Raw genomic sequence first — 23,203 nt, forward strand, 5'->3', positions numbered from 1 at the left:
TCTGTTTCCTTAATCCGGTTGTACCACCGCGAGCCGCAAGCCAGACCGTTAGGCCCGGCACCGGATCAGTGATGCGCTGCGGCGCACCCCCGTTCGCTCGCGTGAGTAATAACGTGCCGCGCGACATACCCCCAACCCGTCGCAATGGCAAGCCCAGAGTGCTACTACCGGCCGATCTCCACCAGGAAGGGCTCCGCGAAGTCGCGCAGCTTAGCCTCGCCAACGCCGTGAACGGTGGCTAACTCGTCATGGGTCTGTGGCTTGCGTGCAGCCATATCGACAAGGGTACGGTCGCTGAAAATAATATAAGCAGGCACACCACGCGCCTTGGCCAGATTGAGGCGCAGAGTCTTGAGCCGAATTAGCAAATCTGCGTCGATATTGGCGAGGGTATCCGGCACCACTTTGCGGGACTTGTGGCCGGCGGCGCGGCGTATTGCGTCCTGACGATACCCGAAGGTCTCGTCGCCACTGAGCAGCGCCCTGCCTTTGGCCGTAATGGTCAGTGCGCCGTGGCCTTGGATATCGATGCGCAAAAAACCGGCCGCGACCAGCTGGCGCATAAATGAGCGCCATTCGGTCTTCTTGCGCGCCGCACCGACGCCGAAAGTGGACAGATCTTGATGGCCGAAGCGTTCGACCTTTTTCGTATACGTGCCGCAGAGAATATCGATGACATGGGCCACTCCGAAGCGCTGACCCATGCGGCGGATGACAGATAGCACCTTGCGGCCGTCCTCACTGCCATCGCTGATGGGCACCGGATCTAGGCAAACATCGCAATTGCCACACGGCGCCGCCGTTTCGCCAAAGTATTCGAGCAGGCTGCGGCGGCGGCATTCCGGTGCCTCGCAATAGGAGATCAGCGCGTCGAGTCGGCGGTGCTCACGGCGCTGACGGCTGTCATCGCTGTTCTCCTGCTCGATGAACATGCGCCGCATGCGGATGTCGTCGAGCCCATATAGCATTTGCGCTTCGGCCGGGTCGCCATCTCGCCCAGCGCGACCGATCTCCTGGTAATAGGCCTCGATGCTGCCAGGCAAATCACAATGAAAGACGAAGCGGACATCGGGCTTGTCTATACCCATGCCGAAAGCGATGGTGGCAACAATGACCACGCCGGGCTCGGTCATAAAGATATTCTGGGACTCATCGCGCGCGCGCTTGTCCATACCCGCGTGATAAGGCAGCGCCAAATAACCTTTGTCAGCCAGATATGCCGCCATCTCTTCCGTCTTACGCCGCGACAAACAATAGACGACGCCGCTCTCGCCGCGATGCTCGGCCATGAAACTGGCGAGCTGGCCCTTCGCGTCACGCCGAGCCGACACCGCAAGGCGGATATTGGGCCGGTCAAAGCCCGAGACAAAGACTCTGCCACCACCGGCGAGAAGTCGTGCTCGAATATCGCCCCGAGTGATCTCGTCCGCCGTGGCCGTGAACGCGGCAATAGGCACGCCAGAAAAACGTGCACGCAGTTCGCCAAGCAGCGCATATTCTGGTCGAAAAGCTGGGCCCCATTGGGAGATGCAATGCGCTTCGTCGACGACGATCAGACACACAGGTAATTTTTCTAGCGCGGCCATCATGCGCTCAGCCATCAGGCGTTCGGGCGCGAGATAGAGAAGCGCTGTCTTGCCCGCCTGAACGCGGCGCCATGCCTCCACGTTATCCTCGCGCAGCCGGGACGAATTGATGGTATCGGCCGCCACCCCGGCAAAGCGCAGGCCTTCGACCTGATCCTGCATCAGCGCGACCAATGGCGAGACCACCACGGTTAGCCCGCCGAGCACCAGGGCCGGCACCTGGAAACAGAGCGATTTGCCGGCACCAGTCGGCATGACGGCTAGCACGTCCTCACCGGCCAGTAGAGTATCGACGACGTCCTCCTGGCCCAGGCGAAAATCCTCAAAGCCGAATATCTCGCTTAGGACATGTCGCTTGTCCGTAGTCATCAAAGGTCGTGCACGTCCACCACACCAGGAACCGCTTTTAGCGCCGCACGCGCAGCTGGACTAACGGCATAGCGGCCCTCGAGATCGATCTTGATCTCGTCGCCGTCATCCACTGGCACCATTAGGCTGAGCTTTCCGGTGCCGTCGCGCTCCCGCTCGACCACGCCCTTGAGCGCCGTCAAGGTAACATCCGAGGCAAGGAATACCTTGTAACCGGCGCAGGCGAGTGCAGCACGATCATCGAGCGCCTCAACCTTTCGCGCGGTCAGACGCGTCTGCTCATCTTCGCGCCGCAGGCCCACCTCAATGCGCAGCATCTGACCCGGCTCGATCAATTCTCGCGCCTCCGCGTAACGGTCAGAGAAAATGGCAACCTCAAACAAGCCGCTCTGATCCGACATCTGCACGAAGGCAAACCGGCCACGCCGAGAATTGCGCTCCTGCTTGCCCAAGACAACTCCAGCCACGGCAACATTGCCGCTCGTTGCCTCGGCAAGACTAGCGAAGGAACTGATGCCAAGCCTTTCCAGATTCCCTGCGTAGGCGTCGAGCGGATGCGCCGATAGATAGAAGCCAAGAGCCTCAAACTCGTTTTGCAGGCGCTCTACCATGGGCCATTCGGCAACCACAGGCAGCGGCGGGTTAGATACGACCGGCCCATCCCCAAACAGGCTTTCTTGGTTACTCGCCTGCTCCTCTCTCATTAAATTTGAGTAGCGCAGCAACAGGTCGGCAGCAGTCACCACTTGCGCCCGGTTGGGATCGAGACTATCAAAGGCGCCAGCCTTGGCTAGGTTTTCCAGCTGCCGCTTATTCAGCGAACGCGAATCGATGCGGTCAGCAAAATCAAACAAGTCCTGGAACGGCCCGTTCGCCTGCCGCTCCTCCACGATCTCCGCCATCGCTGCCGCGCCAACGTTCTTGATCGCCGCCAAGGCATAGCGGATCGCCTCGCCTTCGACGACAAAATCCACGTCAGAGCGGTTTATGTCCGGCCGGTGCAAAGGAATTTTCAGCCGCACCAACTCCTGGCGAAAAATATTGAGCTTATCCGTGTTTCCCCGATCGAGACTCATGGAGGCGGCCATGAACGCAATTGGGTGATTGGCCTTAAGCCAGGCAGTCTGATAGGCTACGATCGCATAGCCGGCCGAATGTGCCTTATTGAACCCATAGCCCGCGAATTTATCAACAAGGCTGAAGACGTAATCGGCCCGCGCTTTGTCGACCCCGCGCATCATAGCACCTGCGGTGAAGGTCTGGCGATGGGCCGCCATCTCGGCCTTTATCTTTTTGCCCATGGCGCGGCGTAGCAGGTCGGCCTGGCCGAGGCTATAACCAGCAAAAACCTGGGCGATCTGCATCACTTGTTCCTGATAAATGATCACGCCGTAAGTGTCCTTGGTGATAGGCGTGATGGTCTCGTGCAGAAATTCGGGTTCCTCGTTGCCGTGCTTGCAACCGATATATTTGGGGATGTTCTCCATTGGCCCGGGGCGAAACAGTGCCACCAGCGCGATGATATCCTCGATATTGTCCGCCCCCGCCTCTCGCAAGAGGTTGCGCATACCTGAGCTTTCAAACTGGAATATGCCCACGGTCTCTCCGCGGCTCATTAAGCCAAAAGTCTTGGCGTCATCGAGCGGCAGATCGTCGATATCCACGGCTATGCCGCCAAGCTCGAGCAGCTGTCGCGCCCGCTCAATCACCGTCAGCGTCTTGAGCCCAAGGAAGTCGAACTTCACTAGGCCCGCCTGCTCGACATACTTCATGTTGAACTGGGTAACCGGCATGTCGGAGCGCGGATCGCGATAGAGCGGTACCAGCTCGTCGAGCGGGCGATCGCCGATCACCAGACCCGCCGCATGGGTTGAGGCATGGCGATAGAGCCCTTCGAGCTGCAGAGAGGTGCGCAGCAACCGCGTGACCTGCGGATCCTCGTCCCTGGCCTCCTGTAGCCGTGGCTCGTCGTCGATGGCTTCCTGCAGCGTAACCGGATTGGCCGGGTTGTTCGGCACCAGCTTACAGAGCCTATCGACCTGGCCATAAGGCATTTGCAGCACGCGGCCAACATCGCGCAGCACCGCCCTCGCTTGCAGTTTCCCGAAAGTGATGATCTGGGCCACGCGGTCGCGACCATACTCCTCCTGCACGTGGCGGATCACTTCGTCGCGGCGATCTTGGCAGAAGTCAATGTCAAAATCCGGCATCGACACGCGCTCTGGATTTAGAAAGCGCTCGAAGAGCAGGCCGAAGCGCAAAGGGTCAAGATCGGTAATTTTGAGCGCCCAGGCGACCGCGGAGCCGGCTCCTGAGCCGCGACCTGGCCCTACTGGAATGCCATGCTCCTTGGCCCAATGGATGAACTCGGCGACGATAAGGAAGTAGCCCGCAAAGCCCATATCGACGATCACGTCAAGCTCGAAAGCCAAGCGCTCACGATAAGCATCCGCATCATCGCGGCCCTTCAGTCGCTCTGCCAAGCCTACCCTCGCATCCGCACGTAACTTCTCTTCCTCACTGGTACCTTCGGCCAGCTCGGGGAGGCTGGGCAACATGGGATCGTGGCGCCCCACCATGAAGGCACAGCGCTGAGCAATCACCAGCGTATTATCGATGGCTTCCGGCAGGTCAGCGAAGAGCGTGCGCATCTCCTCTGCCGTCGCCAGATGGTGGCTGGGAGTCACCCGCGCGCGGTCGTCCTGGGAGACATAGGTGCCGTTCGCGATACACAGCAGAGCGTCGTGAGCTTCGTGCATCGTGGCGTCGACAAAAAAGGCCTCGTTGGTGGCCACCAACGGCAAGTCGTGGACGTAGGCGAGGTCGATCAGCGGTCCCTCGACGCGATCCTCGACCGACAAACCATGGCGTTGCACCTCGATATAGAGCCGCTCCGGAAACAGCAATTTCAGCTGCTCCAACACGGCCTCGGCATCCGCCTTGCGGTCTTCTGCAAGCTTACGCCCGATGGGGCCGCGCACGCCGCCACCAAGCGCAATTAGGCCGTCGCTGTGGCCTTCAAGATCAGTCAGCGCGACCTGTGCTGGTTCTCCCTCCGGCCCTTCGAGAAAGGCCTTGCTGACGAGCTTTATAAGGTTGTGCCAGCCCGCATCCGACTGCACAAGCAGAACCAATTGGTCCGGCTCGGTACCATCGGTCGAGATTGCGAGCTGACAGCCGACGATCGGTTGCACGCCTTCCGCGGCGCAGGCGAGCGAGAATTCGAGCGCACCGAACAGATTGCCAGTATCGGTTATGGCCACTGCCGGCATGCTCTGCTCCGCGCAACGCTTAGCAAGCGCATCGATACGGACAGCGCCTTCGGACAGAGAATAGGCAGTATGAACCCTGAGATGAACGAATTCCGCGTGCAGCATGGCTCACACCCCAAACCGTGAGGGTGGCATGCGAGCCGAAACGAGTCACCCCGGCCCCAAGAGCCGCGGCGTGCCTTCGTTTCAGGTGTGGCAGGCGCGCCATGGTACGGCGAAAATAGCGAATCGTAGGTGGGCCGCATGGCCGCGTGGATTAGTTCACTGATTTGCTACGCAAATCTCGCCGGTGTCGCAGGGTTAAATGCGAGTTAGCCGCTCGCTGGACCGGATGGAAACTGAATGAAGCTCTTCGACATGGATATCGGCGCCAATGCATCGATACTCGTCGTCACACATGGCGAGGACGTGGATCTTGTGGCCCGGCAATGGGCAACTCTGCACCAAGAACACCGGAGGCCCGAACTATCATAAAGTCTAGCTTTAGATTTAAGTGACTGTCAATAATTTTTTAATTAACAAACTCTTAGCAAGATAATTTAAGACAAATTCTCCACTTTTCCCAATGTACCAGCCGTCAAAGCAACCGAGCGGTCCATACGCGCCGCCACGCTGGAATCGTGTGTCGCAATCAGCGCGCTCAAACCGTCTTCACGCACTAGGCGCAACAACTCCTCGAAAACTAGGCCGGCCGTCTCGGGATCCAAATTTCCCGTCGGCTCGTCCGCTAGCAGCAGGGCCGGGCGGTTGGCCAGAGCACGTACCATGGCCACCCGTTGCTGCTCGCCGCCGGAAAGCTGGGCCGGGCGGTGGTCGGTTCGGTCCGAGAGGCCGACTCGTTCCAGCATCTCGCCTGCACGGACCTTGGCATTGGCTCGATTGGCGCCGGCAATCATCTGCGGCAGCATGACGTTCTCGAGCGCCGAGAACTCCGGCAGCAGATGGTGAAACTGGTAAACAAAGCCGAGCAACCTGCGCCGTAGCGCCGTGCGCTCGCGATCACCAAGCCCACCGCACGCGTGGCCAGCGATGCTCATTTTGCCTTGGTCCGGACGTTCCAAAAGTCCTGTGATATGCAGCAAAGTCGACTTGCCAGACCCCGACGGCCCAAGCAGCCCAACCATCTCTCCTTCGCCTATGCTGAGCGACGCCCCACGCAATACTTCGAGGGTGCGCCCACCTTGCTCAAAGTGCCGAACGATGCCGTCCAGAGTGAGCACCGGCTCACTCATAGCGCAACGCCTCCACAGGGTCGAGCCGCGCCGCCCGCCAAGCAGGATAAACCGTCGCCAGGAAGGACAACCCGAGACTGATCAGCGCGATAGTCACGACCTCGCCAGAATCGATCTTCGCCGGCAAGCGGGTTAGGTAATAGATTTCTGGTGGGAAGACTTGGCCGAATAAGGATTCTACCCAACCCTGAATAGTTTGGATATTCAACGTAAGGGCTACGCCTACCATCACGCCCGACAGCGTGCCGACGGCACCAATAGATGCGCCCGTCAGAAAAAAGATGCGCAGAATGGTTGACTGCGTCGACCCCATGGTGCGGAGGATGGCGATACCCCTGCCCTTGTCGTGCACCAGCATCACCAGGCTGGAGATGATGTTGAAGGCCGCAATAAGAATGATCAGCGTCAGGATCAGAAACATCACGTTGCGCTCCACCTTGAGCGCATTGGCGAGATACTGATAATTCGACTGCCATGGCGTGGCATAGGCTGCGTCAAGCACATCAGCATTGATCTCTTGTGACACCAGCCACGCCAAGTCCGGGTTGTCCACGAACACTTCGATCTGATTAACCATTTCCGGCAGTTGGAAATGCAGTTGCGCCTGGGGCAATGGCATAAACACGAGCAAATTATCGTACTCCGACATGCCCAGCTTGAAAGTTCCAAGGACCGGATAGGCCCTGGCACGCGGAACCGTGCCAAAAACGGTCGCCTTTCCTTCCGGCGCAACAATTGTCACACTGTCGCCCCGTTGGACGCCCAAGGTGCGAGCCAGTCGATCGCCAACCAATACCCCATCTTCAGTTCCGAAACGCGCCAAGGCCCCGTCGGTCATCTGCTCAGCGTTTAGGGATCGTTTCCGCAATTCTGCCGGAGCCACGCCCCGGACCAAAGCGCCACGCGCACGGCCGGCATTAGTGATCATGACCTGTTGCTGAATTTGCGGCGTTGCCCGCCGCACATCCGCCCGAGTGTTCAACGTCGTGGCTAAGGCATCAAAACCCTCTATGCCTTGCGCGGAGGCCGCGGGATGAACGGTGACATGCCCGTTTATCCCCAGCAGACGCTCCAATAGCTCTTCGCGGAAACCGCTCATCACTGAAAGCACTACGATCAGCGTAGCGACGCCGAGCGCTATGCCGACCAACGAGAAGCCGGCTACGACGGAGATAAAACCTTCGCGCCGACGCGCGCGCAGATAGCGCCATGCCACCCAACGCTCGACGCGGGAGAACACTTAACCCACGAGCCTCGCCAATGCCACATCCAGCGACAGCGTCTCTGCCTCACCGCCAACGCGGGCCTTGAGCTCTGCCGTACCGTTCTTGACGCCGCGCGGGCCGACGACAAGCTGCCAAGGTAGACCGATCAGTTCCATGGTGGCGAATTTGACACCGGCGCGCTCGTCGCGGTCGTCATAGAGCACATCCACCCCAGCCCCGCTGAGCTGGCAATAGAGGCTTTCGCAAGCAGCATTGCAGCTCTCGTCGCCAACCTTGAGGTTGACGATGCCAACCTGGAACGGCGCCACCGCCTTGGGCCAGATAATGCCCGCATCGTCGTGACTTGCCTCGATGACGGTGCCGACGAGCCGCGAGACACCAATGCCGTAGGACCCCATCTCGACAGTGATCGCCTCGCCGTTGGCGTTTGTTACGACGGCGCCCATGGCCTTAGAGTACTTGGTGCCGAAATAGAAGATATGCCCGACCTCGATGCCGCGAGCGATGCGCTGTCGCGAGGCCTCCACCTCGGCATCAAAAGCCGCAGCATCATGCTCCTCGTCCGTCGCGGCATAGTAGCCCGTCCAGGCCTCGACCAGCGGTGCCAGATTGGCTCGATAGTCGATATCCTCGGCCAGAATATCGCGCTCAAGCAGCGCAGCGTCGCAGAACACCTGACTCTCGCCAGTATGGGCGAGCACGATGAACTCGTGGCTCAAGTTGCCGCCGATCGGCCCGGCCGCGGCGCGCATGGGGATCGCCTTCAGACCCATGCGCGCGAATGTGCGCAAATAGGCGATGAACATGCGGTTATAGGAGCGCCGTGCGCCGTCCATGTCGAGATCGAAGGAATAGTTGTCCTTCATCAGGAACTCGCGCCCGCGCATCACGCCGAAGCGTGGCCGCATCTCATCGCGAAACTTCCACTGAATTTGATATAAATTCTTAGGAAGATCGCGGTAACTTTTAATATTATTGCGAAATATATCCGTTATAACCTCCTCATGTGTTGGCCCAAACAACATCTCACGTTCGTGCCGGTCGGTGATGCGCAGCATCTCCCGTCCATAATCGTCATAACGACCGCTCTCGCGCCACAGGTCCGCCGGCTGTATTACCGGCATGAGTAGCTCCTGGCAGCCCGCTGCGTCCATCTCCTCGCGCACGATCTGCTCGATCCGACGCAACACGCGGTGGCCAAACGGCAGCCAGCTGTAAATACCAGCGCTCGACTGCCGGATCATGCCCGCACGTAGCATCAGCCGATGCGAGAGTATCTGCGCCTCGCTCGGATTTTCCTTGAGCGTGGGAAGAAAATATTCGGAAAGTCGCAAGGCTAACCTAAGGAAAGAGTGGGGAAACAGGAAAATCCAATGTAGGGGCGCTTGCCCCTCATGGCAATGACTGCTGCAACTTGGCTCAAGCACCGACAAGGACGTGCTGGACCTTGCCAGACAGCCGTTTCTCACCGAATTTAGGAAACGGTGTTGCGCAGCGTCACCAGGCCGGCGGCGCTCTCGACATTGGGTGACAGCGCCAACAGCTTTGGTGGTAAATTCACGTAGTGAGACAAGGGAGTGGACTTGACCATCACCGCCTTCTGGGCAGCTATCGCATTCGAGCCAAGAAACAAGGCTGCAACTGCACGTATGGAAAATCTTTGAAAGACTTTATTCATGACGGGTCGGCGCCTTCGTATTATTATCGTGCCAACTGGGCGAGAGGGCGTACTCTGGGATGGAGAAATCTAAGTTCAGAAAGGACAACAAAAGCAAACGATCGCGACCCATTCAAAAAAATAATGTGTGACGCGACTTCATCATGAAGTAGATGACTAAATATTTTGCAGAGTCACGTACCTTGCTTTTTTTGCGCTTAGCGTGACGTCTTTGGGTCGGGTGCCAGCCACTCGCGCAAGGACAGCCAGCCAGCTTCGGCTGCCAGATATACCGCGGCCACAATCACCGCCGTGATGCCGGTGGTGACCAGCACCTTTGTGAGCATACGGGCCTGCATCGGCGCCCCGGCGTCATTGCCCGGCTCCGGGCTCTTGTCGCGATGCACGCCGAACGGCAAGGTGGTGAACAGCACCAGCCACCAGGTAATCACAAAAAAGACGATGAGCCCTGAGATGCTCATAGTATCTCAGACCTGCTCGATCTCGACCAAAGTGCCGCAGAAGTCCTTCGGATGCAGGAAAAGCACCGGCTTGCCATGGGCGCCGATGCGCGGCTTGCCATCGCCCAGAACGCGCAGGCCCTGCGCCTGCAATTGCGCGCTCGCAGCTTTGATATCCTCCACTTCGTAACAGATGTGATGCACGCCACCGGCGGCATTGCGCTGAAGGAAGGCCGCGGCAGGCGAGCGTCCGTCGAGCGGGTGTAGCAGTTCGATTTTGGTGTTCGGCAAGGTGACAAAAACCGTGGACACGCCATGCTCCGGTAGGTCGACTGGGGCGGAAACCTCGGCGCCGAGCGTATCGGCATAAATCGCCGCTGCCGCCGCCAAATCCGGCACGGCAATCGCCACATGGTTCAAGCGTCCGATCATCGCGTCGCCTCCGTTGTTTGCTGACGCTATACCGCCACCAGGGCATAGTCCTCAAGCTGAATCACCACGCGCTCGGCAAGCTTCACTGCCGTGGTTAGCCCCTCCAGCACCACTGCCCGCGCACCAGTCTCGCGGAAGGGGTCGCCGTTGCGCTGTTCTGGCGCCCACGCAACCAGGTAGGCGCCGGGCGCCAATCTCTGTGTAATCATAGCGATACGCGAGGTGACACCCGGCTCAAGAACGGTAATCATGGCCACGGCCGCCTGCATCATAAATGGCCCGCCCTCTTGCGGCAGCGCTTCACCCACCATGGCGTTCGTGACCGACATGCCGAGTCTGATCACCAGGCCAAAATGCAGTATCAAGAGCGTTTCGTATATGCCGATTCGGCCGATTCACCCTCTCACACCCGGACCAACTCCACTATGACCGTCGGACGTTTTCCGTATATGTGGCGCAACAGCCTACGCACGGCGAGACGCCCGCTTTCGCAAACCGTCTCGTCATCGAGACGCTTTGGCTTGGAAAGACCTTCGACAGCCCGCGCTACGGCATCTTCAAGTGCCCCGTCGGAGGCCGCGCCGTCGATATGCACACCTTCGGCGTGCCAGCGCGGCTCGACCAGAAGATTGCCCACACTATCCATGACCAAGATGACAAACACGATACCATCGCGCATCAACCGGCGGCGGGCGCGCAGGATCTCACTGTCAATAGCGACCAAAACATTCCCGTCGAGCACTAGGCGGCCCGACCGGACGCGATCAACAACCTCTGCCGGACCTGGCGCAAGCTTCAGCACACAGCCATTCTCGACCAAACCGACCTGCGGTACGTGCAGAGACTTCGCCAGCGCCTCATGCTCAATGAGGTGGCGGCGCTCGCCGTGTACCGGTATCGCGATAACGGGGCGCGTCCAGCCATACATCTGTATCAACTCGTCGCGTGCCGGATGGCCCGAGACATGCACGAAGTGATCGGCCTCTGTGATCACCTCGATACCGCGCGCCTGCAAATTGTCATATATATGATAGATTGCCTTGTCATTGCCCGGAATAACCTTGGACGAGAAAACCACGAGATCACCAGACTCCAACGAGATACGTGGGTGGGAATCGACGGCGATCTTGGCCAGGGCAGCGCGCGGCTCTCCCTGACTTCCGGTGGCCAGAATCAATAGTTTCTCCGGCGGCAGGTTGCCCACCTCGTCATCCGAAAGCAATGGTGGCAGGTCCCTTAGGTAACCAGCCTCACGCGCCGCCTCGACTGTGCGCCAGAGACTGCGCCCAGCCAATACGACCTGACGGCCTTGCTGTTGCCCCAGCTTCACGACGGTCTCTATGCGAGCAACATTCGAGGCGAAAGTGGTGACAAGAATTCGCCCCAACCGGTCGGCCAAAAGAGAGTTGAGGCTGCGCCGTAGCTCGCCTTCGGATCCGGATTTGCCCGGCACGAAAACGTTGGTTGAATCGCAAACCAGGGCAAGCACGCCCTCGTCGCCAAGAGATCGCAACGCATCGTCGTCGACGCTATCACCAATCAGCGGTTCGGGGTCAATCTTGAAGTCGCCCGTATGCACCACCGTGCCAAGTCGTGTTCGGATGGCGATGGCGTTGGGCTCCAGCGTGGAATGGGTGACAGTGATCAACTCCATGTCGAACGGGCCGACCTCGAAGCGCGCGCCGAGAGGAATGATGTGGACCGTCATCTCCTCTTCCAGTCCCACCTCGGCGAGCTTGCGGCGTAACAGCGCAGCGGTAAATGGTGTTGCGTAGACGGGACAGCGCAGCTGCGGCCAGAGATAGGCTACGGCACCAAGGTGATCTTCATGTCCGTGAGTCAATACGATAGCTAATAAATCATTATGTCGCTCTGCGATAAAAGTAGGATCAGACATGACCAGCTCGACACCCGGTAGATTTGGCCCACCGAAAGTGATTCCAAGATCGAGCATCACCCATTTGCCGTCTAGCCCGTAGAGATTGAGGTTCATGCCGATCTCGCCGCAACCACCAAGGGGCAGAAAGATCAGGGCTTCGTCGAATTCGCTCACGCGCTTCTCATTCGATGCAGGCGGCAAAGCCCGAATAGCGTGAGATCAGATTCAACTACGTCGATGGCATCAGTGGCATCGCTGAATAGCGGCGCCAGACCGCCCGTAGCGACCACGCACATAGGCTCGCCCACCTCATCCTGAATACGCTGGATCATGCCTTCCAGCATATCGACATAGCCCCAATAGACGCCCGATTGCATGGCCTCGAGCGTACTACGCCCGACCACGTGTTCCGGTTTCTCGACTGCGATACGCGGCAGCTTGGCGGCAGCACGGTCAAGCGCTTCCAACGACAGGTTGACGCCGGGGGCAATGACGCCACCTTCGTAGTCGCCAGCGGCGCTAACCACGTCGAGGGTGGTGGCGGTGCCAAAATCGATAACGATCAGCCAGCCCTCGTGACGCGCATGAGCAGCAACGGCGTTGACCAAGCGGTCTGCGCCGACCTCGTTTGGTCGGTCTATATGGATATTGAGACCGAGGTTCATCCCAGCATCAACCACGCACGCTTCGCAACTGAAATAACGCTCGCACAGCCTGACCAATTGATAGAGTGTCTGCGGCACTACCGTCGCGATAATCGCGCTACCGACATCGCCCGGCACAATACCTCGCAGACTCATCAATTGCGTCAGCCAAACGGCATATTCGTCGGCCGTTCGGTTGCCGACCGTCGCCGTGCGCCAGGTGTCTAGCAGCATCTCGCCATCGTAGATCGCAAACACCACATTGGTGTTACCGGCATCAACAGCAAGGAGATATTTCTTGCTCATGCGACAGCCGGGAAGACTTCGCCCGCCTCAACACGCCGCACACGCCCGTCGGCGAGCTGCGCCAGCAAGGCTCCGTCCTTTGCCAGGTCGAGGAAGGTGGCAGCAAAGCTCTCCTCGCCGATGCGAACCAGTAAGAGTTTACCAAGACCAAGTGCGCGGGCCAGCCAGGCGTCACGCACCGGCGCGAATCCTGCGTCAAGCCAGACCTTCTGCCAGCGCAAGAAATGACTCGCGAAAGCTTCCAGCATAACTTCCACCGCTACGGTGTCGCCGCCCTCAGCAACCAGATCGGTGGCCGGAAACTCCGTTCTCTCCGGATGCTTGGCGAGATTGACACCGACACCCATAACGAGCCAGTCGAGCCTATGGTCGTCGCACAGGGACGATTCGAGCAGGATGCCGGCGCACTTTCGACCGCGCAGAAGCACGTCGTTAGGCCACTTATGAGCAATCTCCGCGGAAAGCCCACTGGTCCCGGCGATAGCATCGGCCAGCGCCACGGTAGCGACGAACGACAGTTGCGCCGCCTCGCCGACCGAGCGATCCGGCCGCAAGATGAGCGAGAGATAGAGATTACCCGGTGGTGATTTCCAGTCCCGGCCGCGGCGGCCCCTGCCCTTGGTCTGCTCGCGGGACCAGATCAGCGTACCAGCCGGCGCGCCCTCTTCCGCACGGCGCTTCGCTTCATCGTTGGTGCTGTCGATGCTGTTGAAGGCGACGACATCGTATGCCGGTGGTAGCGATAGCGGCACAATCATGGAAATAACGCTGCCGCAGCCACACCGGCGCCAGCCACCAGCGGGCTCGGATTGACGAAGAAGAACAGCATGATGACGCTGGTGCCACCTATAACCAAAGCCAACTCGCGCTCCAGAGGCATATCAAAGCCTTCGCCCGGCTCGTCGAAATACATAATCCTGATGATGCGCAAATAATAGAAGGCACTAATAACACTTGCCAAGAGCCCTATAATAGCCAGTTCGAAGAGCCCCGCCTCGACCGCCGCCAGAAAGACATAAAGCTTACCAAAAAAACCTGCAAGCGGCGGGATACCGGCCATCGAGAACATTAGGATGCCGAGCGCCAAAGCGAGCAGCGGTTGGCTGCGCGCCAGACCCGCCAAATCGCTGACGTTCTCCAGCATCTGTCCGCGCGCGCGCATGGCCAGGATGCAGGCGAAAATACCGATGACCATGATTAGATAAATCGCCATGTAGACGATGACGGCGCGTACGCCTACCTCGTTGCCAGCCGCCAAGCCGACCAAGGCATAGCCAACATGACCGATCGAACTGTACGCCATTAGCCGCTTAATATTGGTCTGGTAGATAGCTGCGAAGGCGCCAAGCGCCATCGAGGCGATAGCGATAAATACCACTATTTGACGCCATTCGCCGACAAGCCCGCCGAAGGGATCGATGAGGACGCGCACGAACAATGCCATGGCCGCGACCTTCGGCACTGTGGCGAAGAAAGCAGTGATGGCGGTGGGCGCACCCTCGTAGACATCGGGCGTCCACATATGGAAAGGCACAGCCGAGATCTTGAAGGCCAGGCCCGATGCCACGAAGACTAGCCCGACGATCAGCCCGACCGCTGGCGTGTCGTCACTAAGCTCGGCCACAAGCTCATCAAAACCTGTACTGCCAGCGAAGCCGTAGACCAGAGAACAGCCATAGAGAAGCATGCCCGAGGACAGCGCGCCGAGGATGAAATATTTTAGGCCGGCCTCGGTCGAGCGACGATTGTCGCGCTTGATCGTAGCAATGACGTAAAGTGGCAGGCTATGCAGCTCAATACCAACATAGAGCGCCATGAGATCGTTAGCCGAGATCATCATCAGCATGCCGAGTGTGGCGAAGACCATGAGCCCGGCATACTCGAACTGTTCGAGCCGCTCCCGTTTTCGATAACCGTTGGCGATGATAAGAGTCAACGCAGCGCCGATAAGCACGAGGCCCTTCATAAAGTGCGCAAAGGCGTCCGCTACGAAGAGCCCGCCGAAGGCAAGACGCGACTCACCCGGCGCCATGAGCAACAACAGGAAAGCGCCGAACATCCCGAGCAGCGCAATGACCGTCGCGGATTTATCACTCTGATCCTCGCCGCGCCGAAGGACGCCAACCATCAGGATGACCACCGCAGCAACGAGGAGGACCACCTCGGGCAGGACCGGAGCGAGATCGGGAAAGCCGTTCATTGACCCACCATCTCAATTGGCGGCGGGGCTGTCGCGGGTTGCGCCTGTACCATCAGGTTCTCTACTGAGACGTGCATCACGTCGAGGAAGCTGTTGGGGTAAATGCCCATCCACAACACCGCCAGGATCAACGGCGCGAAGATGACAATCTCGCGGCGGTCGAGGTCCAGGATGGCCTTAAGGTTTTCCTTTGTCAGATCGCCAAAGATGACCCGGCGATAGAGCCAAAGCATGTAGGCAGCACCGAGAATAACACCGAGGGCAGCAAGCGCCGCGGTCCAGGTGCTCACTTGGAAGATGCCGAGCAGCACCAGGAACTCGCCGACGAATCCGCCGGTGCCAGGCAGGCCAATCGAGACCATAGTAAAGACCAAAAACACAGCCGCATAAACAGGCATGCGATGCACCAGACCGCCATAGGTCTCGATGAGACGAGAATGCATGCGATCGTAAACCACGCCGACGCATAGAAACAAGGCAGAGGAGACAATGCCGTGGCTGAGCATCACCATGATACCGCCTTCGAGACCCTGCTGCGTCAACGTGAAGATGCCGATTGTGACGAAGCCCATATGCGCCACCGATGAGTAGGCGATGAGCTTCTTCATGTCCTCCTGCACCAGGGCGACCAACGAGGTGTAGATCACCGCGACGACGCTGAGGCCGTAGATTAAGGGTGCGAAGAACTCGGACGCCTCCGGCAGCATTGGCAGCGAGAAGCGCAGGAAGCCGTAGCCGCCGAGCTTTAACAGGACACCGGCCAGAACCACCGAGCCCGCTGTCGGCGCCTCGACATGGGCGTCGGGTAGCCAAGTGTGGAAGGGCCACATAGGCACCTTGACGGCGAACGAAGCGAAGAGTGCCAGCCACAGCCAGTATTGCAGAGAAGGCTCGAACTCAGCATCCATAAGCAGCGGGATATCGGCCGTGCCGGCGCTGATCACCATGGTCAGAAAAGCGACCAGCAACAGCACTGAGCCCGCCAGCGTGTAAAGAAAGAACTTGAAGGCGGCATAGACCCGCCGCGACCCGCCCCAGACCCCGATGATTAGGAACATCGGAATCAGGATGCCTTCGAAGAAGACATAAAACAGCACGATGTCCAAAGCCATGAAGACGCCGTTCATCATCGCGCCCATGACCAGGAAGGCGATCATGTACTCCTTCACGCGCTCCTTGATGGCAATCCAGCTTGCCAGCACACAGACCGGGATCAGAAATGACGACAGCACCACGAACAGGATCGAAATGCCGTCAACGCCAAGATAGTAGGAAAGACCCAGGCTCGGCATCCAGTCGACGCGCTCGACGAATTGGAAATCGGCGCTGCCGCCGTCGAAACTCGACCACAGCAAGAGCGATAGCGCGAAGGTGATGAGCGAGGTCCACAGTGCCACGGCGCGCGCGTTGCGCTCCTCCGAGCCGATGAGAAATATCAGGAAGGCACCGAACAGCGGCACCACGATGAGAAGGCTGAGCAGCGGCCAGCTATGCATCGTCCTAGCCCCCCAGCCCAACCATGTACCAGGTGACCAGTGCGGCAACGCCGATCAGCATGGCAAAGGCATAATGGTATACGAAGCCGGTCTGCAAACGGCTGGCACGGCGTGCCAAGTCTATCACCGCGGCAGCAACGCCATCCGGACCAATACCGTCGATCAGATCGCTATCGCCAGACTTCCATAAGCCGACCCCAAGCCGTTTCGCTGGATTGACGAAGATCCGGTCGTAGAGTTCGTCGAAATACCATTTGTTGAGCAGAAACAGGTAGAGGACCCTCGCCTTCGCTGCCAACTGCCCGGGCAGGCCCGGGTTGGCAACATAGAACAGATAGGCAATGCCGATGCCGACGACCGCCAAAAACAGCGGTAAGTACTTGGCCCAAAATGGGATATGATGGGCATCGGCAAGCGCCGTGTGGCCCTCCGTCATGACGATAGCATCGCCCCAGTAATGGGCATCCACAGCGATCAAGCCGACCCCGAAATAGCCGGCGGAAATGGCACCGGCGGCCAGCACCGTCATGGGCAGCAGCATCACCATGGGCGACTCATGAACGTGCGCCATGACCTTCTCGTCCGCCCGCGGCGCGCCATGGAAGGTCATAAACAGCAACCGCCAAGAATAGAACGCAGTCATCATCGCGGCCGCTGCACCGAGCCAATAGGCGTAAACTCCTACGCCGCCGCCGACTGCAAAGGCAGATTCGAGAATGCCGTCTTTGGAGAAAAATCCGGCGAAGGGTGGTATCCCCGCCAGCGCCAGGGAGCCAATCCACATCAGGGCATAGGTAAAGGGGATCATGCGCCAGGTGCCGCCCATCTTGCGCATGTCCTGCTCGTCGGACATGGCATGGATCACCGAGCCCGCGCCAAGGAAGAGGAGCGCCTTGAAAAAGGCATGGGTCAGGAGATGGAAGATGCCGGCGGAATAGGCCGAGACACCGCAGGCGAAGAACATATAACCGAGCTGGCTGCACGTGGAATAGGCGATCACCCGCTTGATGTCGTTCTGCACGAGACCGACCGTAGCGGCGAAGAAGGCGGTTGAGGCGCCGACAATGGTTACCACGGTGAGCGCCGTATCGGAGAGCTCAAACAACGGAGAGCAGCGCGCCACCATGAACACGCCGGCCGTGACCATGGTCGCGGCGTGGATGAGGGCGGAAACTGGGGTAGGACCCTCCATAGCGTCAGGCAGCCAAGTGTGCAGACCCAGCTGCGCCGACTTTCCCATGGCGCCGATGAACAGCAACAAGCAGACCGTACTCAGCGTATCGACCTCCATACCGAGGAAGTCTAACTTTGTACCGTCCATGGCAGGCGCAGCAGCGAAGACGGTGGCGTAGTCCACCGAATCGAATACCAGATAGATCGCTAAGATTCCGAGCGCAAAGCCGAAGTCGCCAACACGGTTGACCACAAAGGCCTTGATAGCCGCAGCATTGGCGGCGGGCCGCGTGTACCAGAAGCCAATCAGCAGATAGCTGCAAAGACCAACGCCTTCCCAGCCAAAATAGAGCTGCACGAAATTATCTGCCGTCACTAGCATCAGCATTGAGAAGGTGAACAGCGAGAGATAGGCCATGAAGCGCGGAATATGCGAATCGTGCGCCATGTAACCAACGGAATAGACATGCACGACGGCCGAGACCACGGTTACCATGAAAAGCATGATCGCGGTCAGCGAATCCACACGCAGCGACCACGAGAAGTCGAGAGAGCCCGAGGTCATCCAAGTGAACAGTTCAACCGTATAGGGCTCTTGGCCACCAACGGCCTGTGCGAATATAACGGTGCCGAACACGGCCGAGACAATCAGCGCACCGCAGGTCACGACTTGCGCCCCGCGGGCGCCGATGACGCGGCCGAACAGGCCGGCAATAATTGCCCCTATCAGAGGTAGGAACACGCTGAGCGTGATCATTCCAGATCAGCCCTTCATAAGATTTATGTCCTCGACATCGATGGTGTCGTGGACACGGTTGTAGACAACGAGGATCGCCAGACCGATCGAGATTTCGGCGGCAGCAACGGTGAGCACGAACATGGCAAAGACCTGCCCCACCAGGTCCTGTAAGTAGACAGAGAAAGCTACCAGATTGATGTTGACGGCGAGCAGCATCAGCTCGATAGACATCAGGATGATGATGACGTTCTTTCGATTGAGAAAGATGCCGAAAATGCCGATCGTGAAGAGGATCGCGGCGAGCACCAGATAATGCGAGATCGTGATGGTCATCAGATGCCGCTTCCCGGCGTCACTCTGCGGATTTCTATTGAATCCTCGCGCCGGCGCGCCACTTGATCAACTATCGTCTGTCGACGCACACCTTCGCGCCGGCGCAAAGTGAGCACGATGGCGCCCACCATAGCGATGAGCAGGATCACCCCAGCGGCCTGAAAAAGATAAAAATAATTGGTGTAGAGCAACCGGCCCAACGCCTCAGTATTACTGACTCCGCCATCGTTCGGCATAGGCATCGCCATCGTTCCCTCGCCGGCGCGAATGGCAGCGACAGCAAAGCCGAGTTCGATCATCAGCACCAGCCCGATAGCACCGCCGATGGGCAAATATTGCAAAAAGCCTCCGCGGATCGCGCTGAAGTCGGTGTCGAGCATCATGACGACGAACATGAACAGTACGGCCACAGCACCCACATAAACGATGGCCAATATCAGGCCCAAGAACTCGGCCCCCATGAGCACGAACAGGCCCGCCCCGTTGAGGAAAGCAAGGATCAGAAACAAGACGCAATGCACCGGATTGCGCGCAGTTATGACCATAACCGCGGAGGCGATCATGACCGCAGCGAAGAGATAAAAGCAAAGCGAAGCAATGATCATCCACGATTCCTTAGCGATACGGCGCGTCGGCTTTAAGGTTCGCGGCGATATATGTCTCCCAACGATCGCCGTTGGCAAGCAAGCGCTCCTTATTGTAGAGCAATTCCTCGTGGGTCTCGGTAGCGAACTCATAATTCGGACCCTCGACGATAGCATCCACCGGACAGGCATCCTGACAAAAACCACAATAGATGCACTTGGTCATGTCAATGTCATAGCGCACCGTGCGCCGGCTACCGTCCCCGCGCGGCGCGCCCTCGATAGTGATCGCCTGGGCTGGACATATGGCCTCACAGAGCTTGCAGGCGATACAGCGCTCCTCGCCGTTTGGGTAGCGACGCAGCGCGTGTTCACCGCGGAAACGAGGGCTCAATGGTCCCTTTTCGTGGGGATAGTTAATTGTCACCTTAGGCTTGAATAGATAAGTCAAAGTCAGCCACAGACCAGAAACAAGCTCGCTCAACAGAAGGCCGCGGCGCCCGCGGTCAACGAGTGACATTGCCAAACCTCACTTCGGAAACCAGTCGAACGCGACCACCGCACCGGCGGTGAGCGCCACCCAAAGCAACGAAAACGGTAAGAATACCTTCCAGCCAAGGCGCATCAGCTGGTCGTAACGGTAACGCGGGAACGTCGCCCGCACCCAGAGAAAGCCGAACAACACCAGTGCCACCTTGCCCCCGAACCAGATGATGCCTGGAATCCAAGTAAAGGGAACTATATCGAACGGCGGCAACCAACCGCCAAGGAAGAGAATCACCGTCATGCCGCTCATCAGAATCATCGCAGCGTATTCGCCGAGATAGAACAAGGCGAACAGCATCGACGAATATTCGACGAAATAGCCCGCTACCAGCGTCGCCTCGTCTTCCGGCAGATCAAACGGCGAGCGATTGGTCTCCGCCAGGGCAGAGATGAAGAAGATGACGAACATAGGAAACAGCGGAACAACGAACCAGAGGTCCTTCTGCGCCATGACGATCTCGCTCAGGTTCAGCGTGCCGGCACAAATCAGCACCGTGACGATGACAAACCCCATCGAGACTTCGTAGGATACCATTTGCGCCGCTGAGCGTAGGGCACCGAGAAAAGCGTAGCGCGAGTTGCTCGCCCAACCCGCCATCAACACGCCGTAGACGCTAAGGGACGAAACTGCGAAGAGGTAGAGAATACCAACATTGATATCGGCGATCACCCAGCCCTCATCAAACGGGATGACGGCCCAGGCGACAAAGCTGAGGGTGAAGGTGATCATAGGTGCTAGGATGAAGACGTAGGTATCCGCGCGAACAGGAAACACGGTCTCCTTCAGAAATAACTTCAAGCCGTCCGCCAGAGGCTGGAATAGACCCAAGGGACCGACCACGTTCGGTCCCTTGCGCAATTGTATGGCGCCGATCACCTTACGCTCAACATAGGTGAGATAGGCAACTGCCAGCAAGAGCGGCACCACGACCACCAGAATTTGTGCGACGATAATGATTCCTGGCCAGAAATAGCCGCCCCACAAGGCGCTCATGCCGGCTTCTTCTCTTTCGGCGCCACGGCTGGCGGCGGCGCGCCGAACGAGGCCGTGCACCTAGCCATAGTCTCGGAAGCACGGCTGATCGGATCGGTCATGTAATAGTTCGCAACAGGCGAGACGAAGGCATCATCAGCCATCGGGCCATCCTCGCCAAACGCACGCCAGGTTGCGGTTGCCACCTTGCCTATGTTCTTCATATGCGGTGAGGTGTCCCACATGCGCTCGCGTAATTCGGCGAGCGTGTCGTAGGGAAGCTTCAGCCCGAGGGTTTCGGATAAGGCACGCAGCACAGACCAATCGGCCCGCGCCTCGCCCGGCGGAAAGACTGCCATGCGGGTACGCTGCACGCGCCCTTCCATGTTGACGTAGGTCGCGTCTTTTTCGGTATAGGCCGCGCCGGGCAGAATAACGTCGGCGCGCTGGGCGCCAGCATCACCATGATGGCCCTGGTAGATCACAAAGGCGTCGCCGAGTGCCGCCATATCAATCTCATCCGCGCCGAGCAGATATAGCGCTTCAAGCTTACCCTCACCCGCCGCCTGCACCATGCCGGCAACGTCGAGCCCGAACTCGTTCGGCAGCAGGCCCAGATCAAGACCACCAACACGCGCAGCCGCCGTATGCAGCACGTTGAAGCCGTTCCAGTCCTTACTCACCATGCCGAAGCGCTCGGCGATAGCGCGTGCATGACTGAGAATTTGCCCTCCGTCCTCTCGCGCCAAAGCGCCTATGCCGAGAATGAGCATGGGCCGTTTTGTGGCACTCAGAACAGACGCAAAATTGCCCTCACCCTTAGTCAGTCTGACCAGGGCGGACGGTTCATCGCCAAGGTGCTCGTAACGATAGGTCAAATCGCTTTCCGGCCCGACGACGCCAATCGTGAAGCCGCCAGCACGCCAGCGCTTGCGAATGCGTTGATTGACAACTGGCGCCTCACGCCGTGGATCTGTGCCTATCAGTAGTAGGGCATCTGCCTCTTCGATCCCGGCCAGTGTGCTGTTAAAGAGATAACTTGCGCGCAACCGATCGAGCTTGGCCCCGTCCTGGCGACAATCGATATTGGGTGAGCCAATATCGTCGGTCAGATCCTTGAGCGCGTACATAGCCTCGCAATCAGCCAGATCGCCAGCGATGGCACCGAAGCTGCCTGAGTCCACGCGCTCCATCTGTCTGGCGATGGTCGCAAAGGCCTGCTCCCAGCTGGCCGCGCATAGCTTGCCGTCCTGGTCCCGCACATAGGGCCTGTCGAGGCGCTGGCGCGTGAGACCATCATAGGCAAAGCGCGATTTATCGCCAAGCCACGTCTCGTTTACCGCCTCGTTGAGGTGCGGCAGGATACGCATCACCCGGCGTTCACGAGCATCGATCCGGATGCTGCTACCGACGGCATCGAGCGCATCAATTGATTTGATCTCCCGCAGCTCCCACGAGCGTGCGCTGAAGGCATAGGGCTTGGAGGTCAAGGCACCAACTGGGCAGAGATCGATGATGTTTCCCGAGAGCTCCGAGTGCAGCCCGCTCTCGATGACAAAGCTGATCTCAATCTCCTCACCACGGAACAGCCCTCCCAGCGCCGGCACGCCGGCGACTTCCTCCATGAAGCGAACGCACCGCGTGCAGTGGATACAGCGGGTCATAACAGTCTCGACCAGGGGCCCGAAGTTCTTATCGGGCACCACGCGCTTGTCCTCGTCGTAGCGGCCGACATCACGCCCAAAGGCCATCGCCTGGTCCTGCAGGTCACACTCACCGCCCTGGTCGCAAATCGGGCAATCGAGGGGATGATTGATGAGCAATAGCTCCATCACGCCTTCGCGGGCCTTGCGCACCACCTCGCTGTCGGTGTGGACAACCATACCGTCGCCCGCCGGCATGGCACAGGAGGCGATCGGTTTTGGCGACTTTTCCACCTCGACCAGACACATGCGGCAATTGCCGGCGATCGACAGCCGGTCGTGGTAACAGAAGCGCGGCACCTCGGCGCTGGCTTGCTCGCAAGCCTGGAGCACCGTGGTCCCCGGCTTAACCGTGATTTCCTGACCGTCGACAGTCAGTGTTGGCATGCGCT

The 23,203-nt window shown here is 58.9% G+C and carries 20 protein-coding genes; all 20 read right to left on the bottom strand.

Annotation, left to right across the window (positions count from 1 at the left end; translation table 11 throughout):
- Window positions 1-164 precede the first annotated feature (164 nt).
- The 20 genes from recQ to nuoG all read right to left on the bottom strand — a co-directional run bounded on the left by recQ (window position 165) and on the right by nuoG (window position 23,198).
- Entirely contained in the window at window positions 165-1,955 is a 1,791-nt protein-coding gene (gene recQ / locus QF629_10310; GenBank protein ID MDP6013923.1) for a DNA helicase RecQ, read from the bottom strand.
- Entirely contained in the window at window positions 1,955-5,332 is a 3,378-nt protein-coding gene (gene dnaE / locus QF629_10315) for a DNA polymerase III subunit alpha (GenBank protein ID MDP6013924.1), read from the bottom strand. The genes recQ and dnaE overlap by 1 nt, the downstream gene beginning before the upstream one ends.
- Before the next feature lie 434 nt (window positions 5,333-5,766).
- On the bottom strand, window positions 5,767-6,459 hold the full coding sequence (locus QF629_10320; protein ID MDP6013925.1) for an ABC transporter ATP-binding protein: 693 nt from the start codon (window positions 6,457-6,459) through the stop codon (window positions 5,767-5,769).
- A complete protein-coding gene (locus tag QF629_10325; GenBank protein ID MDP6013926.1) occupies window positions 6,452-7,699 on the bottom strand; it encodes a lipoprotein-releasing ABC transporter permease subunit in 1,248 nt (415 codons plus the stop codon). Before QF629_10325 ends, QF629_10320 begins: the two co-directional genes overlap by 8 nt.
- On the bottom strand, window positions 7,700-9,019 hold the full coding sequence (locus tag QF629_10330) for a proline--tRNA ligase (protein MDP6013927.1): 1,320 nt from the start codon (window positions 9,017-9,019) through the stop codon (window positions 7,700-7,702).
- A gap of 140 nt (window positions 9,020-9,159) precedes the next feature.
- Entirely contained in the window at window positions 9,160-9,363 is a 204-nt protein-coding gene (locus tag QF629_10335; protein MDP6013928.1) for a hypothetical protein, read from the bottom strand.
- A 197-nt stretch (window positions 9,364-9,560) separates the two neighbouring features.
- The gene (locus QF629_10340) at window positions 9,561-9,824 is read right to left on the bottom strand and encodes a DUF1467 family protein (protein MDP6013929.1); all 264 of its coding nucleotides are present in this window, start codon (window positions 9,822-9,824) and stop codon (window positions 9,561-9,563) included.
- A gap of 6 nt (window positions 9,825-9,830) precedes the next feature.
- A complete protein-coding gene (mce, locus tag QF629_10345; protein ID MDP6013930.1) occupies window positions 9,831-10,235 on the bottom strand; it encodes a methylmalonyl-CoA epimerase in 405 nt (134 codons plus the stop codon).
- A gap of 26 nt (window positions 10,236-10,261) precedes the next feature.
- Window positions 10,262-10,600, bottom strand: a complete 339-nt coding sequence (locus QF629_10350; GenBank protein ID MDP6013931.1) for a hypothetical protein — start codon at window positions 10,598-10,600, stop codon at window positions 10,262-10,264.
- A gap of 38 nt (window positions 10,601-10,638) precedes the next feature.
- The gene (locus QF629_10355) at window positions 10,639-12,288 is read right to left on the bottom strand and encodes a ribonuclease J (GenBank protein ID MDP6013932.1); all 1,650 of its coding nucleotides are present in this window, start codon (window positions 12,286-12,288) and stop codon (window positions 10,639-10,641) included.
- Window positions 12,285-13,064 carry a type III pantothenate kinase gene (locus QF629_10360; GenBank protein MDP6013933.1) on the bottom strand — a complete coding sequence of 260 codons (780 nt, stop codon included), beginning with the start codon at window positions 13,062-13,064 and terminating at the stop codon, window positions 12,285-12,287. Before QF629_10360 ends, QF629_10355 begins: the two co-directional genes overlap by 4 nt.
- Entirely contained in the window at window positions 13,061-13,822 is a 762-nt protein-coding gene (locus tag QF629_10365; protein ID MDP6013934.1) for a biotin--[acetyl-CoA-carboxylase] ligase, read from the bottom strand. The genes QF629_10360 and QF629_10365 overlap by 4 nt, the downstream gene beginning before the upstream one ends.
- Window positions 13,819-15,264, bottom strand: coding sequence for an NADH-quinone oxidoreductase subunit NuoN (gene nuoN, locus QF629_10370; GenBank protein ID MDP6013935.1), 1,446 nt, complete (start codon window positions 15,262-15,264; stop codon window positions 13,819-13,821). The genes QF629_10365 and nuoN overlap by 4 nt, the downstream gene beginning before the upstream one ends.
- Window positions 15,261-16,760: an NADH-quinone oxidoreductase subunit M gene (locus QF629_10375; protein MDP6013936.1), complete on the bottom strand. Its 1,500-nt coding sequence runs from the start codon at window positions 16,758-16,760 to the stop codon at window positions 15,261-15,263. The genes nuoN and QF629_10375 overlap by 4 nt, the downstream gene beginning before the upstream one ends.
- A 4-nt stretch (window positions 16,761-16,764) precedes the next feature.
- Window positions 16,765-18,690 (bottom strand): NADH-quinone oxidoreductase subunit L, encoded by a 1,926-nt coding sequence (nuoL, locus tag QF629_10380; GenBank protein ID MDP6013937.1) that lies wholly within the window; start codon window positions 18,688-18,690, stop codon window positions 16,765-16,767.
- 6 nt (window positions 18,691-18,696) lie between these two features.
- Window positions 18,697-19,005, bottom strand: coding sequence for an NADH-quinone oxidoreductase subunit NuoK (gene nuoK, locus QF629_10385; GenBank protein ID MDP6013938.1), 309 nt, complete (start codon window positions 19,003-19,005; stop codon window positions 18,697-18,699).
- Window positions 19,005-19,610, bottom strand: a complete 606-nt coding sequence (locus tag QF629_10390) for an NADH-quinone oxidoreductase subunit J (GenBank protein MDP6013939.1) — start codon at window positions 19,608-19,610, stop codon at window positions 19,005-19,007. Before QF629_10390 ends, nuoK begins: the two co-directional genes overlap by 1 nt.
- Before the next feature lie 10 nt (window positions 19,611-19,620).
- Window positions 19,621-20,109, bottom strand: coding sequence for an NADH-quinone oxidoreductase subunit NuoI (nuoI, locus tag QF629_10395; GenBank protein MDP6013940.1), 489 nt, complete (start codon window positions 20,107-20,109; stop codon window positions 19,621-19,623).
- A gap of 9 nt (window positions 20,110-20,118) precedes the next feature.
- Window positions 20,119-21,129, bottom strand: coding sequence for an NADH-quinone oxidoreductase subunit NuoH (gene nuoH / locus QF629_10400; GenBank protein MDP6013941.1), 1,011 nt, complete (start codon window positions 21,127-21,129; stop codon window positions 20,119-20,121).
- Window positions 21,126-23,198: an NADH-quinone oxidoreductase subunit NuoG gene (gene nuoG, locus QF629_10405; GenBank protein ID MDP6013942.1), complete on the bottom strand. Its 2,073-nt coding sequence runs from the start codon at window positions 23,196-23,198 to the stop codon at window positions 21,126-21,128. The genes nuoH and nuoG overlap by 4 nt, the downstream gene beginning before the upstream one ends.
- Window positions 23,199-23,203: the final 5 nt, after the last annotated feature.

The organism is Alphaproteobacteria bacterium (assembly GCA_030739735.1).
In the GTDB taxonomy this organism is placed as follows: Bacteria; Pseudomonadota; Alphaproteobacteria; order UBA7887; family UBA7887; genus UBA7887.